Here is a 17,676-nt window from a genome sequence, read left to right on the forward strand (position 1 = left end):
AATCTACAGTTTAATTATTCGGGTCTTTATTTGTTGTTGTACATGCATTAGTTGATGATTGTGGCTTTCTATTATTAGTGAGGGGGTGGAATGGAACGAAATGCAATCGACTCCGCTGGGAAGAGAGGAAAAGTCTGAGACCCCCACAAGCGTAAGCGCCGAGGAGGCTCAAGCCTTCCTCCCCACAGAAAGCGAGTGCATTTCGCGGAATGGAACAAACGTGTATTTCTTCCTGCTATTGAATAGGAAGAATAAATGACAATCATTTATTTCGTTTTGTACCAGCCCCTTATGTAAAAGGGTTATGATTCAATTTCAGAAAGCTTTCTCAGATGCTTCTCTGATATCTCATCGACCTTCTTAACACGGCGGACGTACTTTTCCACATCTCCCATAAAGTCAGTCTTCATCCATACATCGACAATCTCGTGGGCAATCGCTGAGCCGATGATTTTACCGCCTAAACAGAGCACATTGCTGTTTGTGTGCTCGCGAGCCAGTCTGGCACAGAATGGATCCTGGCAGACAACGGCGTTCAGGCCGTAGATTTTATTCGCAATCATCGCACTGCCATAGCCGACGCCATCGATGAAAATGCCGCGCTCTGCTTCCCCGCGTGCAATGGCAATAGAAGCAGGGTAGATGGAGTCTGGCAGGTCAGCTGCTTCTGTGCTGTGTGCGCCAAAATCGACGATCTCATGCCCCTGTCCTTCTAGAATTTCTTTAATCTCTTGTTTCAGTTCATATCCAGCATGATCACTCGCCATAGCTATTTTCATGATGAATTCCTCCTCTAATAAAAGTGTTAATGATAGATTGTGCATGATTGAGGGCATTTATGCTCTTGAAGCCGGCGGGCCGAATTAATCTCAAATTGAAATAGTGGATTGCTCTTGCGACCGGATTTCTCGTTCCTTCCTGCCGTGCAGCCGATTGTATAGGAAGATGAGGAATAAGGAGCAAACCCCTAAGTAAATAAATAAATGACTGAATCCGGTGAAAGGTACAATGAGTCCAAGCAGTGATGGTCCAAAGCCAAGACCGCCGTCTAAAAAGATATAGAAGGTTGAAGTAGCGAGTCCCATACGATGAGGCGGTGTCAGCTTGATGGCAATCGCCTGTGTGCAGGATTGCATATTTCCAAAGCCAAGGCCAATTAACACACCAGATAATAGCAGCGTAAGGGCATTGGACGCCGTACCGAGCAGCAGCATCCCTATTGCAAGCAGGATGAAGCCTGGATACATAATCACGTTTGGTCCCTTTATGTCCATCAACCGTCCGGTGAATGGACGTGACAATAGAATGGAGACAGCATAGATGACAAAGAAAAAGCTGGCGGCCTCCGTTAGGTTTCTCTCAGCTGCATAGGAATTCAGGAAAGAAAGGACACTTGAATAGCTAAAGGCAATGCCGAGCGTGATGAAGGCAATCGGGAGCGCCTTTGGCTCCAGATAGTCTGAAAGCTTGATCCCTTTTGTCTGTGGTGTCAATGCTTCAGTCTCAAGCGGCGGAATATGCGCAAAGAGAGAGAGCGTCAGCGAGATGGCGCCGAGTACCAGGCAGAAAAGAAAGATATTGGCGAATGTTGTGTGCTGGCTCATCAACAGACCGATGAACGGTCCGCAGGCGGTGGCAAGTGTTGCGCTCATGCTATAATAACCGATTCCTTCTCCTTTTCTGGAGGCCGGAATGATTTGGGCAATAATCGTACCGGATGCGGTGCTGGCCATTCCAAGTGCAAGTCCGTGCACGAAACGAGTGAACAGCAGGAAAGCGATGCCGAACTCGAAAAAGTAAAGAAGAGTGGTCAGCGTAAATAACAGCGCTCCCACCCATAAGGTTCGTTTGCGGCCAAACTGGCTGATGAGCCGGCCCATAAACAGACGACTGATCAATGTTCCGATGATAAATGTTCCGGTAACAAGCCCGGCTTGGCTTGCGGTTGCATGATACGTATCGGCGGCATACATGGCAATAGTAACAACAAGTAAGTAAAAGACAAGTGTGAGCAGGAAGTTAATGAACGAAATAAGAACAAAGTTCTTTGTCCATAATCTGTCCTTTAGCTCGGCCATGTTTATTCCCCCTTTAATAAATTGGTGCGAATCTGCTTAAGAACATGAATCGCGTCCGTGAGTTTCTCCTCTTTGATCCCCTGTAAAATCTCTTGTTCAAATTGATCGACAACAATGCGAATATCCTGATAAACGCTCTTGCCGCTCCTGGTGAGCTGCATTCGCTTCTCTCGTTTATCCGTGCTGGCAATCTGCTCGACATAGCCCTGCTCCTGCAGGCGGTGGACCGTGCGGGTCGTCGTTGGTTTCTCAACACCAAGGTAATGAGACAGCTCCACGAGCGTAACGGATTCATACTTCGCCAGATAAAAGAGAACCGTCCACTGGGCACGCTGTATCTGATGTTTGCTGAGGATAGCGTTCAGCTGATTTTCAAACGGTCGATAAACAAGCATAAATTGATAGAAGAATTCCTGAAATCCCTTCATTGTATGTACCTCCACGCCATTTGGTTACCTTTGGTAACTATTATACTTTAGCAAATGGGACAGGGGAGTGTAAAGGGATTGAGGTCAGGGGAAGCGCAGCCATATAAACATAAAAAATCCCTCTTCAGGATCTATCAAAGATCTTACAGAGGGATTGTGATACGTTTTACAGCGATGCCTTAAGCGAAAATAATGACTAATGTACCGACGATAAAGCAGTATATGGAGAAATAGCCAAGCTTCCCTTTTTGCATGATGTTCATAAACCATTTCAAAGAGAAGTAAGAGGCAACTAAGGAAGTAACGAACGCAAATAGGTACGGTACCATCAGTTGATTAATGGTTGGATCCGTTACTAAGTCGGAAACGGATAGGATCATTCCGCCTAGACTGATGGGAATGTAAAGGAAGAAGGAGAACTTTAAGGCAGTCTCACGATTCATTCCCATTGCCATAGAGGCAACAACGGTTGCACCGGAGCGGCTGATTCCAGGAATCAAGGCAACAGCCTGCGCGCAGCCGACAATGATGGCATCCTTAAAGCTGAGCTCACCTTCTGTTTTCCGGCCTTTAAGATTTCGAATGAGCCATAAGGCAATACCAGTAATGATAAGGGTGAACCCGATAACACGTACGCCTTTAAAGATAGAGGCGATTTGGTCCTCAAACAGCATCCCAATGACGGCCGCTGGAATGGTGCCGATAATGAGGTAAAGAATGAAATAGAAATCCTTCTTCATTTCATCTGTCTTTTCAGATGAGAAGAGGAATTCGAATCCGTTCTTAATCATTCTGGCTAAATCATGTCGATAAATAATCACGACAGCGATTAAGGATGCGAAGTTCACGAATAGCTCGAAGCTGAGCCCTGGTATCTCCATGTTGAAAAAGTGCTGGAAGATAACCAAATGTCCGCTGGAGGATACAGGGATTGGTTCGGTAATCCCTTGAAGCAGTCCTAGGAGGACATACTTGATAATTTCGATAAATTCCACTACTAATACACACTCCTCGTACAAAAATGACATGACACTATCATATCATAATCTGAACATCGTCCTATAAAGGTCTATGGAGTTATTATTTACCAATGGAGGGGAATGGAAAAAGCTGCCACTTTTGTGGCAGCTTTGGTCTTTATTCTTATAATACTTTGTTCAAGAAATCCTGCGTACGTTCATGCTGCGGGTTGGAGAAGATCTCTGTTGGTGTTCCCTTCTCAACAACATAGCCGCCGTCCATGAAGATGACTTGATCGGCAACCTCACGCGCAAAGCCCATTTCATGGGTTACGATGACCATTGTCATACCCTCGTTAGCCAATTGCTTGATAACATTCAATACCTCGCCGACCATCTCTGGGTCAAGGGCACTTGTCGGTTCATCAAAGAGCATGATATCTGGGTTCATTGCTAGAGCGCGTGCAATCGCAACACGCTGCTTTTGACCGCCGGATAATTGTGCCGGCTTGGCATTTGCTTTATCTTCAAGTCCAACTTGAGCAAGCAGTTTATGGGCTTGCTTCTCAGCTTCCTCTTTTGTTGCCTTTTTCAATTGAACCGGTGCCAGCGTAATATTCTCAAGCACCGTCATATGAGGGAAGAGATTGAAATGCTGGAAGACCATCCCGATATTTTCGCGGACTTTGTTGATGTCCGTTTTTTTATCTGTGATGATCACATCATCGACTTCAACCTCACCTTGGTTGACATCTTCAAGTAAGTTTAAGCAGCGGAGCAGGGTACTTTTACCAGAACCAGATGGACCAATTAAGCAGATGACTTCGCCTTCTTTGACTTCAAGGCTGATATCCTTTAGTACCTCAAGCTGTCCGTATGATTTCTTTAATCCTCTTACTTTAAGCTTTCCCATTTTGGATCTTCCTTTCCATACGGTTCGATACTTTTGTCAAAATCATGATGATGATAAAGTACATAACACCGACGATGAGCCACATTTGGAAGGATTCCAGGTTACGGGCGATGATAATCTTACCGCTTTGCGTCAGCTCATTGATGCCGATAATTGAAAGGATGGATGTATCCTTCAGGGTAATAATGAATTGGTTAATGATTGATGGAATCATTAAACGGATGGCCTGTGGAAGGATAACCTTCGCCATAGCCGTTTTGTATGGAAGTCCAAGGCTTCGAGCCGCTTCCATCTGTCCTTTATCAACAGATTCAATCCCTCCGCGGACAATCTCAGCCATATAGGCACCAGCATTTAAGCTTAAGGTGATAATACCTGCTGTTACAGCCGAAATACGGAAGTCAAGTGCAGCCGGCAATCCAAAGTAGATGAAGAATGCTTGGACAATCAACGGCGTACCGCGGAATATATCTACGTAAATGGTCCCGATTGCGCGAAGCACAGAGTTGTGCGCCACACGGCATAGACCGAATAATACACCCAAAATAGAGGCGATAATAAGCGAAACGACCGTTAAGATCAACGTCATTTTTAAGCCCTTCATGAGACTTGGGAAGCTTTCCTTCAACAAGCCGAAGAAGCCATTTTCTGTATCAGAGCTTTTCTTCGCTTCTAAATATTTATCAAGAATATCTTGGTATTCACCAGATTCTTCAAGGTTAGCGAGACCATCATTGAACTTTTCAAGAAGCTCAGTGTTCTCACCTTTAGCGACAGCAAATCCATAAGAGCCGCCAACCTCTTTTTCAGTGACAATCTGAAGACCATTGCCTTGAGCTACCCCGTAAGCAAGGACCGGATAATCATCAAAGACGGCTTGAGAGTTGCCAGTTTTAACATCATCATACATATTGGCAGAATCATCGAATGTGACAATTTTGAAGCCGTACTCATCCTGGATGCTTTGAGCAAAGCTTGCACCTTCTGTACCAGTCTTAACTGCTACTTTCTTGCCGTTTAGATCTTCATAAGAAGTTATGTCCTCATTTCCTTCAGCGACAGCCATAACGACGCCAGATTCGAAATAGGGATCAGAGAAATCAAATTTACGTTTACGTTCATCAGTGATGCTCATGCCGGCAATTACGCCGTCCACTTGTTTTGATTCAAGAGCTTGTACCGCTGCATTGAAACCGAGCGGCTTAATTTCCACATTAAATCCTTGATCTTCCGCGATTGCATTCAGCAAATCGATATCTATACCGACGAATTCGCCATTTGTATCTTGGAATTCAAAAGGAGCAAACGTGATATCTGTTGCGATTGTATATGTTTTTCCCTCCGCACTTGTGAGGTTTGGGAATACAAATGAAGCAACCGAGATAACCGCTATCGCTAACGATAACATTAACTTGGAAAATTTCTTCATGTTGGAGCCTCCTTTAAAAATTCGTTAAGAAACCCTCTCTATATAGACACATTCTCGAATAGAAAAAGTGATTGAGGAAAAGAGCAAAAAATGCATGTCTTTATGAGTATATAAAAAATTTCTATTCTTTTGCAATGAATTTCTTTCCATGCCAAATTATAGAAATATAGGGATCTGGATATATTCTTTGGTATCAAACTGCTGTAAGAAGCTGATAAAAGTACATTTGCCATGCTTAGATTGCACAAGTGAAAGGGATTTTATGATAGGTGGAAAGAGTGAATATGTAACTGTTTTTAAAAAATTCTGAAATAATTTAAATAGAAAAGAATGTCTCTAATAAGTTAACAAGAAGAGACCAGGAAAATGATGGCCTGATCTCTTACATTCATTTATATTATTTCAGGTTATCAATTTCAATGGTATTTACCGGTAAAAACGTTTCTCCTGTATCCATATAGGTGATGGATACCTCATCTCCCTCCAGCAGGTAAATAATGAGCGGTTCCTTTTCAGATGACATCGTATAGCTTTGGCGGTTATCAAGCAAGAAGGATACAATAGTATTTTCCCCTGATTTCTCTTTGTAAACCCGCAAAACCTTTCCACTCACCTGTTTTTCCTCTGAGGAAGAGGAACCTGATACGGTTCCGCCGCCTTTTTGGAGAGCGGTCTTATATAATTTCAAGGCTTCTGCTGGTGATGAAGCATAGGCAGTAATCTCAGGATTGGCAGCAGATACAATATGGTAATTCTGCAGATATCCATTTGAATCGAGTACAGCTGTCAGCCAGCTGGCCTCGCCGTAGAAATTATAGAGGATTGGCATTTGGCCCTTCCATTTCTTCTCGATGAAGGCCTTTTCGATGATTTGGAGTGCTCCCTCTGAATCCATATAGGATTCCTCTAGACTGCCGGTATAATACGTTGCCTCACCAGTCCGAGCGTTTGTCAATGCATATCCGAGCATGGAGTCGACTCCTTCTTTCGGACTCGTGAAATCGGTGAAATAGTACATCACGCCATTCTCATCGAAAATCGGACTGACATTTGCCTCTGTTCCTTCATCGGAAGGGAGCTTAACGTCAGATTTCCCAAAATAGCTATTCCAGAAGCCGTGTACATAATTACCGAAGTAGCTGTTCTGAAGACTGACGGCCTCCGGTGCTACAGCACCATCAATGAATTCAGGGGCCTTCTCTAGCGAATAGGCTTTTGTTTTGCCTGTTTTAGCATCCATCACAGCGACACCTTTAACGGAGAAGCCATTACGGGCAGAAATAAAGTCGCCATAGGACTGAACATAGAATGGATTGCCATTATCATCTATTTCAAGCTGAACATCCCCGTAGAAGATGTAGGTCGGATATTGAAGCCTAAACCAGCGCTCTGTTTCCTTGTTGAAATAAGAAGAAGGGGTGTAGGCCATTTCCGACTTAACGAAGGTCGGGTTAGCGGTGGAGTCCGTTGCGCTCAGCATAAAGTAACCCGGTGTTTCCTTGCCTTTGAACCATTTAAAGAAGCCTGAGAATTCAACCGGAGCGATATACACATACTCTCCATTCACCTTTTGGATTTGCAGGTTACCAAGCTCGTAATAGCTTGTGTTCGGTACCTGGCCAAAGGCCTTCTTCATTTTGTTGCGGGCGAAATCAGGCGGGACGCTCGCAGGTGTCTCCTTCTCGTCAAATGTCTTGATCTCCGTTTTCGTCTCCATCTTGGAAATGTCATATTTCTCATTTGCATTGAACATAAAGGCGGATAGGAGATAGGCACTCGCTAATAAACTGATGAGAAATAGAATGCCCTTGATTTTTTGCTCAAGCCCGCTTGACAGCAAAACACCAACAGCTGTGAAAATCAGGGCTGGGAGCCAGAGAGATGTCACATTTAAGTCTTGATTCGTTATGTAGTAATATAGAAAAAATCCGATCAAACAGAGGATGGCGAGTCCGCCAAAAGCCTGTACTCGCAATCTGCCTGTTAGGCGAATGTGAAGCCTCTCATTACTGGTAACTGGCAGCAGGACAAAAGCTGAAATAATTCCGATAATCAATGAATAAAGGATTAAATACCCCATAATACACTCCTTTGTTAATTTACTTACTCTAATCATACGTATAAGGGAAGACAGATGATTCACTTTTTGCTCACATTATTTCCGTTTAAGTCTTACATTTGGCAAAGAAATAGATCAAGAGCGCTTTCAACCCCATTGTTCTTATCTTTCCATAACACGAAGTTTCAGATATTATTGAGTATATAGTTTGATAGGAAAAGAGGGAACGGAATGACTATTTTGATTACAGGCGGAGCCGGATACATCGGCAGCCATGCAGCAGTTGAATTTTTGAATGCAGGCTACGAGATTGTTGTCTTGGACAATCTTTCAAACAGTCAAAGAGAAGCGATTGATCGAGTAAAGGAATTAACCGGAAAGGACTTCCCATTCCATCAGGTCGACCTTCTCGATTATGAAGCAGTGAACGAATTGTTCGAACAATATCCAATTGATTCGGTTATCCATTTTGCAGGGCTTAAGGCTGTTGGGGAGTCTGTAGCCATTCCGCTGAAATATTATGAGAATAACATTACAGGTACATTGAATCTATGCCGTATCATGGCTAGCCACGGTGTGAAGAAGCTTGTCTTCAGCTCTTCCGCAACTGTATATGGTATGCCGGACCGTGTGCCGATTGATGAGTCATTCCCATTGTCAGCGACAAATCCATATGGACGAACAAAGCTGATGATTGAAGAGATTCTACGCGATGTGTATGTTTCTGATGCTGAATGGAGCATTGCCTTACTTCGTTATTTCAACCCAATCGGTGCTCATGAAACAGGTCGAATCGGTGAGAATCCGAATGGCATTCCGAATAACTTGATGCCATATATCACGCAGGTAGCCATCGGGAAGCGCGAAAAGCTTTCAGTCTTCGGAAATGATTATGATACCCATGATGGTACAGGCGTACGTGATTACATCCACGTTGTAGACCTTGTAAAGGGCCATTTGAAGGCACTTGAGTATATTAATGATAAAACAGGTGTTGAAGCGTTCAACCTTGGGACAGGAACAGGCTACAGTGTGCTCGATATTGTCCATGCCTTTGAGAAAGCGAGCGGACAGCAAATTCCCTATGAAATAGTGGATAGAAGACCGGGGGATATTGCGGTATGCTACGCCAATGCTGACAAGGCAGCCCAATTGCTTGGCTGGACAGCAGATTTAAATCTTGAAGATATGTGCCGTGATTCTTGGAACTGGCAAAAGAAAAACCCGAACGGATATAAAGAAGATGAGCCTGCTGTGAAATAAGCAGGAATGGGAGCAAGCGAATGGATCGCCTGCTCCTTTTTTTAATTGCTTGCGGCGCGCATCAAAGTCCGATACCCTTGATATAACAAAGATCAGGGGGTGGGGCGGCTGATGAAAATCGCTTGTTTGCAAATGGATATTAAGTATGGAGAACCGGACGCCAACCGAGAGAAGGCGAAAAGGATGATGGAGGAAGCTGCTGAGAATGGAGCTGATGTCATTGTCCTTCCAGAAATGTGGAATACCGGCTATCAGCTTGATGAGCTGGCACAGATTGCTGACCAGGACGGACAGAATACAAAGGAGCTTCTATCAGCGCTTGCTGCAAAATATCAGGTAAACATCATCGGCGGCTCGGTCTCGGTAAAAAGGAAAGAAGGCTACTATAATTCCATGTTCATTTTTGACCGCCAAGGAAATCAAGTGGGAGAGTATGATAAAGCCCATCTATTCACTCTGATGGATGAGCATCACTATTTGGAGGCTGGACAGAGATCAAATTTCTTTCCAATCGATGGTATGCTATGCGGCGGTGTGATCTGCTATGACATCCGCTTCCCGGAATGGATTCGCAAGCATGCGCTCGGCGGGGCCAATATCCTCTTTGTCCCAGCTGAATGGCCGAAGCCCCGTATCGACCATTGGGAGATTCTACTTAAAGCCCGTGCGATTGAAAATCAAATGTATGTCGTTGCTGTCAATCGTGTCGGAGCAGACCCGAAGAATATCTTCAACGGTCATTCCATGGTTATTGCCCCTTGGGGAGAGGTCATCTTAAACGGAGGCGAGGAAGAAGGAATAGGCTATGCGGAGGTCGACCTTGACGAAGTCAGAAGAGTGAGGGAGCTCATCCCAGTTTACAAGGACCGCCGCGAATCCTTATACGAATGAACCAGCTCAAGCAGTGAACTTGGTAAATTTAAAAAGGGCTGCCCCCAACGGGACAGCCTAAATTTTTATGATTATTTCTTAATAGACTCTAACACTAAATCGATCGTCACATCATTTGCGATTTTTGCATTTGTCGTCCAGTTGCTGGAATCCTCGAAGAAATACACTTGATCCTTCTCTACAGCAGGAATGGATTTATATACAGAACTTTTCTCCAATGTTTCAATTCCTTCTTCATTAGCTGCTGCTGCAATAAATAAATGGTCAGCATCTAAATCAGCCAATGCCTCAAGAGAAATGGCTTGCCAAACATCCTGACTTTCGCCTAAATCACTAATATAGGTAGGCATTTTAATGCCAAGGTCCTTATAGAGTACATTAGAGGCATAACGATCTCCTTCAAACACGAAGAATTGCCCGCCTGTCACCCAAATGATTGCCGCTGATTCATCCCCAATGGCCTCTTTTACTTGAGCTTTTGCGTCCTCTGCTTTTTGCTCATAATCCTCAATTGCCTTCTCAGCTGTATCTTTCTTGCCGAAAAGCTCACCCATAACCGTTAATTGTGTTCTCCAGTCCTCTGTATCCTCAGATTTAAATACATAGGTTGGGGCAACCTTAGTATATTCCTCATACATGCCTTCTTGGATGGCAGCTTCGGACTCGAACATGATTAGGTCCGGTTCCGCTTCAATAACATCCTCAATTGGCATATCCCATGAAATCAATGGAACATCAGCAAGCTTATCTTGCAGGTATGTATGAACAGAGGTACCGATTGACCATTGAGCTGCAGGAGTAAGGCCAAGTGTCACAAGATAATCCTCCATATTAGGAGCAAGAATTTTCTTTGGATTTGCTGGAAATGTCATTTCTCCGACAGCATCTGTCACCTTTTTCTCAGAGCTGCTCTCCTCCGAGCTGTTATTTGAACTGCATGCCCCAAGAACAAGCATCAGGCACGCAAGGCATATCATTGTAAACCATGATTTCTTACTTATTACCATTGATTAATCCTCCTTTAAATTGTAAAATATACTGGTTATACTGAATGATAATTATTCTCATTTACAAAGTCAATGGAATTTAACTTCCAAATAGAAAAAATCGTTTAATTCAGGTAAAGGATTTGGTTGCCGATGCAGGGTTACAATAAAGAAAAAGGCAGGGGCATCAAGAGAATGAGCTTGGTTACGGTGCTGGCCGTCATTCTGTTGGCTGTTGTTTTAATGGTCTCACTCATGATAGGCACGAAACTATATGGGCTCTCAACTATCTGGGAGGCTCTTTTCCATCGCGCACATAATAATATAACGCATGACATCATCTGGGATATCCGCCTGCCAAGAGCAATTGCTGCAGCCCTTGTCGGCGCTTTTTTAGCCGTATCCGGTGCAGTGATGCAGGCTTTGACACGAAATGTACTGGCAGAGCCTTCCCTATTAGGCGTTTCCAATGGGGCTGCCTTCGCTTTAGTGTTAGTATTGACCATTTTCCCAGGATTATCGAAGCTGGAGACGATGTTTGCTTCAATGGCTGGTGCAGGACTTGCTGTATTGTTTGTTTTCTCCCTGTCTATTCTGGCTAAGGGCGGCATTACCCCGGTAAAGCTGGCGCTTGCCGGTATGGCGACAGGAATGTTCCTAAGCTCCTTAACGACAAGCATTGCGCTTTATTTTGATGTCTCCAAAAATATTAGCTTCTGGTATGCAGGTGATCTTTCGGCAAGCAGCTGGACCGATGTGAAGCTATTGCTCATCATGGGGACTGTGGGATTGTTCATTGCCTTCTCTATTTCCAGGGCTTTGACCCTATTATCACTCGGGGAGGAAATCACAAAGAGCCTTGGCGTCCATATTGGTCTCGTGCGGACAATGGGCGTGATAGCCGTTTTGATGCTCACTGGCAGTGCAGTTGCTGTCTCAGGTACGGTTGGTTTTGTCGGCTTGGTTATCCCGCATATTACGCGAATGGCGATAGGGGGCAAGTACGGCAAATTACTGCCTGTGGCTGCTCTCTTAGGAAGCACCCTATTGGTTGGTGCAGATGCGATATCGCGTACGATTAACGCACCATATGAAACACCTATCGGCGTCTTGACGGCTGTCATCGGCGTACCGTTCTTTCTATATATGGTCAGGCAGAATGGAAGGAGGCTGTTTTCATGAGTCAGCAAAGAAAAGTCCGGCTCATATGGACCTTGCTTAGTTTCCTGATTATCGCTGCTTGTCTCATCAGCTTTAATGTCGGCACAGTTTCAATCTCGCCAATTGAGGTTTGGCAAACGATTATTGGACAAGGGACACCAAAGCAGGAATTGATTCTGCTTGAAATCAGACTTCCGGCTATCATTCTTGCCCTGATGGTTGGAACAGGCATGGCCTTATCAGGAGCGGTGCTGCAGACAGTGACACGCAATGAATTGGCTGAGCCGGGGATTCTCGGCATCAATGCCGGAGCAGGATTAATGGTTGTGCTTTATATTACGCTATTTCAAGGCTCCCTCAGCAATATGAGTCTTTTAAGTACATTTGCAATGCCGTTCTTTGCTTTTTTAGGCGCTATGCTGACGGCAGTCTTGATACTTTTTCTTTCATGGAAGCAAGGCCTGCATACGATTCGCCTTCTCCTTACAGGCATCGGCATCAATGCAGGCATAACAGCTATCTTGACGGCCTTGCAGCTAAGGCTGAACCCGCATGATTTCATGAAGGCTTTAACATGGCTGTCAGGGGATCTGTGGGCGACTCAATGGAAATACGTATGGGCGCTTGCACCGTGGTTTCTTTTGCTCATCCCAGTCATTCTCTATAAATCACATGTATTAAATGTTCTGAACCTGGGGCCGCTTGTCTCAACAGGTCTTGGCATCCGCACGGAAAGAGAGAGGCTGACATTGATTGTGCTTGCCGTAGCGCTCGCAGGGCTGGGAGTAGCAGCAGGCGGGGGCATTGCCTTTTTAGGCTTAATTTCACCCCATATTGCGCGCAAGCTAGTTGGACCGAAGCATCAATATCTTTTGCCGACTGCAGCGATGATTGGTTCGCTCATCTTGATACTGGCAGATATGCTTGGCAAGAATCTGCTAGTGGTTGATATACCGGCTGGAATAATCGTGTCAATCTTGAGCGCTCCTTATTTTATCTATTTATTGCTTAAAACGAAATAAAGAAGGAAAGAAGGGTGACGGGGAAATGAGCCTGTTTGCACGTGATCTGACAATCGGATATGAAGGGAAAATCATCGTTCCTAAACTAAATATGGAAATAAAAAAGGGAGAAATCACGGCCATCATCGGACCGAATGGCTGTGGGAAGTCGACCATTCTCAAAACGATGGCACGCCTTCATAAGGCAAGCGGCGGGGGAGTTTATTTAGACGGGCAGGATATTCACCGTATGTCCACGAAAGGGCTGGCCCGGCAATTGGCTATCCTCCCGCAATCCCCGCATGCACCGGAGGATTTAACCGTTCAGGATCTTGTTTCTTATGGAAGGACTCCTTATCAGTCCGGCTTCTCCCGCTTTACGGCTCATGATCTTGAAATGGTGGAATGGGCGATAGAAGAAACAGGACTGTCCGCATTTAAGGATACCCCAGTCGATTCCCTGTCAGGAGGGCAGCGCCAAAGAGCATGGATTGCCATGGCCATTGCCCAAGAGACGGATATCCTCCTGCTAGATGAACCGACAACCTATCTTGATATGGCTCACCAATTAGAGGTACTAGAGCTTCTCGGAAAACTGAACCAAAAAGACGGCCGCACGATTGTCATGGTCATTCATGACTTGAATCATGCAAGCCGTTTTGCGGATGAATTGATTGCTGTGAAGAAGGGACAGCTCATCTGCCAGGGAACTGCAGAGAAAGTAATCAGCCGAGAAGTGCTGCGAGAAGTATTCGATATAGAAACAAATATCGTAACTGACCCGCAAACATCCAAGCCGGCTATTCTATCCTATAATTTAGTGCGGTAAATTCGCGCCTTCCTAGTCAGGAAGAATCCAGACTGATACGCTTCCCCCGTTAACAGGGAAGACAGCCCAGCCGTCATCACCTATTTCAACGGTATCGCCTCGGTTCTCTGTACAATCCACCCACATTTCGCCGGCGCGCTCCTCACCGACGAACATGCGCTTTTCGCCATTATCACCATTGGAGATAACAATGGCACAGCCTGAACGCTCGTGCTCGCTTGTGCCCATCCGTACCCATCCGATGGTATTTGGATGATCAAAGTAATCAACCTGCTCTCCGTAGGCTTTATGAACCCTAGCATAAAGAAGAGGGTCGATCAATTTGCTTTTGCGTCCGACCGGTTCTTCACCGCCGACTCCGTAATAATCGCCATAGAAGACACATGGATAGCCATCATGACGCAAGAGAATCAAAGCATAAGCGGATTGCTTGAACCAATCCTGAATCCAGGACTCGAGCGATTCACCAGGCTGGGAATCATGATTATCAACAAAGGTGACGGCATTTAGCGGGTTCGCTTGGACGAGGGTATCATCAAAGATGGTTCGTAAGTCAAAATCACGACCGGCCTGTGAGGCATGATGAAGCTTGAAGTGGAGAGGGACATCAATTAAATCAACGGTAAATTCAACCTTTTGCAAATATTCCTGGCAAGCCCTCAAATCGGGATTCCAATACTCGCCAAACATATAGAAATGATCGCCATGAGTTTGATGCATCTCAAGGGCAAAGTCTCGAATAAACGTGTAATCAATATGCTTAACAGCATCCAATCGGTATCCGTCACATTGCAAGGTCTCAGTCAGCCATTTGCCCCATTTAATCATTTCCTCCCTCACGACAGGATGGTTATAATCAATATTGGCAAACATAAGGTAATCATAATTGCCGAATTCGAGATCGACATTATCATTCCATCCTTTATGGTCGCCCAGAATTTTGAAAATCCCTGTCCGGACGGTCCCTTCATCATAATCGGTTCCATTGAAATGCTCGACATTCCATTTGAAGGAAGAATATGTATCTCCTCTGCCGGGGAAGGTAAATTTCGTCCAGCCGTCAATGTCAAAAGGACCGGATATTTCCTTCATTCGATTATTCTGATCGACTTCAATAACCTTGAATCTCTCTGTTTCATCAGCACCGGCCTTATGATTCATCACCACATCTGCATATACACAAATATCATTCTCCTTGCATGCCTCAATAGCTTCAATCAGCTCATCCTTTGTTCCATATTTCGTCCGGATGGAGCCGTTTTGGTCAAATTCACCTAAATCATATAAATCATAAATGCCGTAACCCGTATCTTCAGGTGTTTGTGCCTTTGTTGGCGGTGGAATCCAAACGGAATCGATGCCTTTGTCCTTAAGCTCAGACGCAAGCTCCTTCAGTCGTTTCCAATGGGTTCCATCGGGTAGAATATGCCACTCGAAAAATTGCATCATCGTATGATTTTGACTCATTGCATCCACCCCTTATCTCTTTCTAAGCGGCTGTTGATAACAGAAATAGTGATTTTTCGCTGAAAACCTCAAGCTGCACTTAGTCCGAATCAACTTTGTCTAGTTAAAAACCAACGCCCCTCATGACTAATCCGATATAAACGATTATTCTTAACAAAATAAATACCCATATGCCATCCAGTTACAAACATATGTAGAAAAATAAGTATTACAAAAAGGATAACACCAAGGCATTCAGCCTGGTCAAACCCTTTGTCAGCATGTCTTCCGTGGAACTCAAGCCTTCATTAAACCCCTGTTTAAGTGATACACTATTAATACAAAAAGAGGGATGAGAGGCGGAGGATTGAATGGAGTCTATAAAAGAACGGCAAGTACGGCTGTATCAAGAAAGCCAAAAGGATAAAGCCAGGCTTTTAATCAGCTGTCCGGACCAGCCTGGGATCGTCGCAGCTGTATCGGATTTTCTCTATAAGCAAGGGGCCAATATATTAGCCTCCAATCAATATTCGACTGACCGGCATAACGGGACATTCTTCATGAGGGTAGAATTTGAGGCTCCAGAGCTGGATAAAAAGGAAGCCTTGTTCAAAACAGGATTCACAAATGTAGCCGAACAATTTGGAATGAAGTGGGATGTTATTTTTGCCTACAAGCTAAAACGAGCAGCTATCTTCGTTTCAAAGGAACTCCACTGTCTGCGGGAATTATTATGGGAATGGCAGTCAGGCGATCTGATGGCAGAGATTCCGCTTGTCATCAGCAATCATGAGGATGCGCGTGAGGTCGTTGAATCACTGCAAATCCCCTTTTATCATATCCCTGTTACAAAGGAAACGAAGAAGGAGGCAGAAGAGGAGCAGCTGCGTCTTCTGACTGAATACAGCATAGATACAATCGTCCTTGCCCGCTATATGCAAATCCTCTCTCCGGAATTTGTCGCAAGGCAGAAAAACAAAATCATTAATATTCATCATTCCTTCCTGCCTGCCTTCGTCGGGGCAAAGCCATATGAACGTGCCTTCGACCGAGGAGTCAAACTCATTGGCGCTACCTCTCACTATGTCACGGATGACCTGGATGAAGGGCCAATCATCGAGCAGGATATCATGCGGGTGAACCATCAGGACGATGTCCGCATGCTAAAAAAAATCGGAGCATCCATCGAACGAAGCGTGCTTGCACGAGCAGTGAAATGGCATCTTGAAGACCGAATCATCGTCCATGGCAATAAAACAATCGTCTTTTGACCACCAAGAAATTGAAGAAACTAGGGGATAAATAGACCAATGGATAAAAACGATAAAGTCATTGAAGCAGCAAAATTATATTACCTGCTCGACTGCACACAAAATGAAATCGCCAAAAAACTAGGAGTCTCAAGGCCGACCGTCTCACGCATGCTTCAAACAGCCAAAAGAGAAGGCATCGTGCAAATAAAAATCTGCGAAAAAGCCGATCGTGTCACAGACCTCGAAGCAGAGCTCGAACAAAAATACGGCCTGAAAAAAGCTGTCGTCGCCTCCATCGGACAATATGAAGACCATATCATCAAAACGACAATTGGCTTAAAAGCAGCCGAATATCTTGATTCCATCGTTCAGGACGATGACATCATCGGAGTCACATGGGGAACGACCATCTACCATGTCGCAGTCGAGCTGAAGAAAAAACAAGTGAATAATGTTCAAATCGTCCAGCTGAAGGGGGGCATCAGCCTATCTGAAACTAACACCTATGTCTCAGAAATCCTGTACCTATTCGGCAAAGCCTTCAACGCCTCCCCGCATTACCTACCGCTGCCGGCCATTGTTGACAACGTCGTCGTCAAAGAAGCCATCATGGCCGACCGCCACATCAAGCGGGTCATCGATATGGGCAAAAAGGCAAATATCGCCTTATTCACATGTGGACAAATCAAACCCGAATCCCTGCTCTTCAACCTCGGATACTTCTCCGATGAGGATGCCAACATGCTCTACTCAAGCGCTGTAGGAGACATCTCCTCCCGCTTCTACGATAAAGACGGGCATATTTGCAGCAAAAGCCTCAACGAACGCACACTCGGAATTGGGCTCGATGAACTGAAGGAAAAAGACTACTCAATCTTGGTCGCCGGCGGCTCCCGCAAAATCGACTCTATCCACGCAGCCCTCAAAGGCGGATATGCAAACGTGCTTGTCACCGATCAATACACAGCTAGATTTCTATT

General features: G+C 44.9%; 16 protein-coding genes. 7 read left to right on the forward strand and 9 right to left on the reverse strand.

Annotated elements, in window-relative coordinates:
* Nucleotides 1-302: 302 nt before the first annotated feature.
* From rpiB to ACI35L_RS05045, 7 genes are all read right to left on the reverse strand, one after another.
* Nucleotides 303-779 carry a ribose 5-phosphate isomerase B gene (rpiB, locus tag ACI35L_RS05015; RefSeq protein ID WP_439802363.1) on the reverse strand — a complete coding sequence of 159 codons (477 nt, stop codon included), beginning with the start codon at nt 777-779 and terminating at the stop codon, nt 303-305.
* A gap of 90 nt (nt 780-869) precedes the next feature.
* The gene (locus tag ACI35L_RS05020) at nt 870-2,078 is read right to left on the reverse strand and encodes an MFS transporter (RefSeq protein ID WP_439802364.1); all 1,209 of its coding nucleotides are present in this window, start codon (nt 2,076-2,078) and stop codon (nt 870-872) included.
* 2 nt (nt 2,079-2,080) lie between these two features.
* Nucleotides 2,081-2,506 (reverse strand): MarR family winged helix-turn-helix transcriptional regulator, encoded by a 426-nt coding sequence (locus tag ACI35L_RS05025; RefSeq protein WP_049669214.1) that lies wholly within the window; start codon nt 2,504-2,506, stop codon nt 2,081-2,083.
* 179 nt (nt 2,507-2,685) lie between these two features.
* Nucleotides 2,686-3,534: an undecaprenyl-diphosphate phosphatase gene (locus ACI35L_RS05030; RefSeq protein ID WP_439802365.1), complete on the reverse strand. Its 849-nt coding sequence runs from the start codon at nt 3,532-3,534 to the stop codon at nt 2,686-2,688.
* 115 nt (nt 3,535-3,649) lie between these two features.
* The gene (locus tag ACI35L_RS05035; protein ID WP_049669216.1) at nt 3,650-4,378 is read right to left on the reverse strand and encodes an amino acid ABC transporter ATP-binding protein; all 729 of its coding nucleotides are present in this window, start codon (nt 4,376-4,378) and stop codon (nt 3,650-3,652) included.
* Nucleotides 4,365-5,807: an amino acid ABC transporter substrate-binding protein/permease gene (locus ACI35L_RS05040; RefSeq protein WP_197089881.1), complete on the reverse strand. Its 1,443-nt coding sequence runs from the start codon at nt 5,805-5,807 to the stop codon at nt 4,365-4,367. The genes ACI35L_RS05035 and ACI35L_RS05040 overlap by 14 nt, the downstream gene beginning before the upstream one ends.
* Nucleotides 5,808-6,204: 397 nt before the next feature.
* The gene (locus ACI35L_RS05045; protein ID WP_439802366.1) at nt 6,205-7,887 is read right to left on the reverse strand and encodes a hypothetical protein; all 1,683 of its coding nucleotides are present in this window, start codon (nt 7,885-7,887) and stop codon (nt 6,205-6,207) included.
* 210 nt (nt 7,888-8,097) lie between these two features.
* Here ACI35L_RS05045 and galE point away from each other — a divergent pair, with 210 nt between their 5' ends.
* Both galE and ACI35L_RS05055 read left to right on the forward strand, forming a co-directional pair.
* Nucleotides 8,098-9,129 carry a UDP-glucose 4-epimerase GalE gene (gene galE / locus ACI35L_RS05050; protein WP_049669218.1) on the forward strand — a complete coding sequence of 344 codons (1,032 nt, stop codon included), beginning with the start codon at nt 8,098-8,100 and terminating at the stop codon, nt 9,127-9,129.
* Nucleotides 9,130-9,240: 111 nt separating this feature from the next.
* Nucleotides 9,241-10,020: a carbon-nitrogen family hydrolase gene (locus tag ACI35L_RS05055; RefSeq protein WP_439802367.1), complete on the forward strand. Its 780-nt coding sequence runs from the start codon at nt 9,241-9,243 to the stop codon at nt 10,018-10,020.
* 71 nt (nt 10,021-10,091) lie between these two features.
* Here the strand turns inward: ACI35L_RS05055 and ACI35L_RS05060 are convergent, their stop codons facing one another.
* On the reverse strand, nt 10,092-11,027 hold the full coding sequence (locus ACI35L_RS05060) for an ABC transporter substrate-binding protein (protein ID WP_439802368.1): 936 nt from the start codon (nt 11,025-11,027) through the stop codon (nt 10,092-10,094).
* Nucleotides 11,028-11,159: 132 nt separating this feature from the next.
* On the opposite strand from ACI35L_RS05060, the gene ACI35L_RS05065 reads away from it, so the two are divergent.
* The 3 genes from ACI35L_RS05065 to ACI35L_RS05075 are packed head-to-tail and all read left to right on the forward strand — an operon-like array spanning nt 11,160 to nt 13,997.
* Nucleotides 11,160-12,188 (forward strand): FecCD family ABC transporter permease, encoded by a 1,029-nt coding sequence (locus tag ACI35L_RS05065; RefSeq protein ID WP_439802369.1) that lies wholly within the window; start codon nt 11,160-11,162, stop codon nt 12,186-12,188.
* On the forward strand, nt 12,185-13,189 hold the full coding sequence (locus tag ACI35L_RS05070) for a FecCD family ABC transporter permease (RefSeq protein ID WP_439802370.1): 1,005 nt from the start codon (nt 12,185-12,187) through the stop codon (nt 13,187-13,189). The genes ACI35L_RS05065 and ACI35L_RS05070 overlap by 4 nt, the downstream gene beginning before the upstream one ends.
* A gap of 25 nt (nt 13,190-13,214) precedes the next feature.
* On the forward strand, nt 13,215-13,997 hold the full coding sequence (locus tag ACI35L_RS05075; protein WP_049669223.1) for an ABC transporter ATP-binding protein: 783 nt from the start codon (nt 13,215-13,217) through the stop codon (nt 13,995-13,997).
* Between the two features lie 12 nt (nt 13,998-14,009).
* Here the strand turns inward: ACI35L_RS05075 and ACI35L_RS05080 are convergent, their stop codons facing one another.
* Complete coding sequence (locus ACI35L_RS05080) at nt 14,010-15,464, reverse strand: alpha-amylase (protein WP_439802371.1); 1,455 nt, start codon at nt 15,462-15,464, stop codon at nt 14,010-14,012.
* A 350-nt stretch (nt 15,465-15,814) separates the two neighbouring features.
* Between ACI35L_RS05080 and purU the strand changes: the two genes are divergently transcribed.
* Together purU and ACI35L_RS05090 are read left to right on the forward strand one after the other, a co-directional pair.
* On the forward strand, nt 15,815-16,714 hold the full coding sequence (gene purU / locus ACI35L_RS05085; protein ID WP_439802372.1) for a formyltetrahydrofolate deformylase: 900 nt from the start codon (nt 15,815-15,817) through the stop codon (nt 16,712-16,714).
* Between the two features lie 39 nt (nt 16,715-16,753).
* Nucleotides 16,754-17,676 (forward strand): sugar-binding transcriptional regulator (locus ACI35L_RS05090; RefSeq protein ID WP_439802373.1); only part of this gene is annotated, 923 nt, incomplete at its 3' end.

The organism is Pradoshia sp., assembly GCF_051873915.1.
GTDB lineage: Bacteria > Bacillota > Bacilli > Bacillales > Pradoshiaceae > Pradoshia.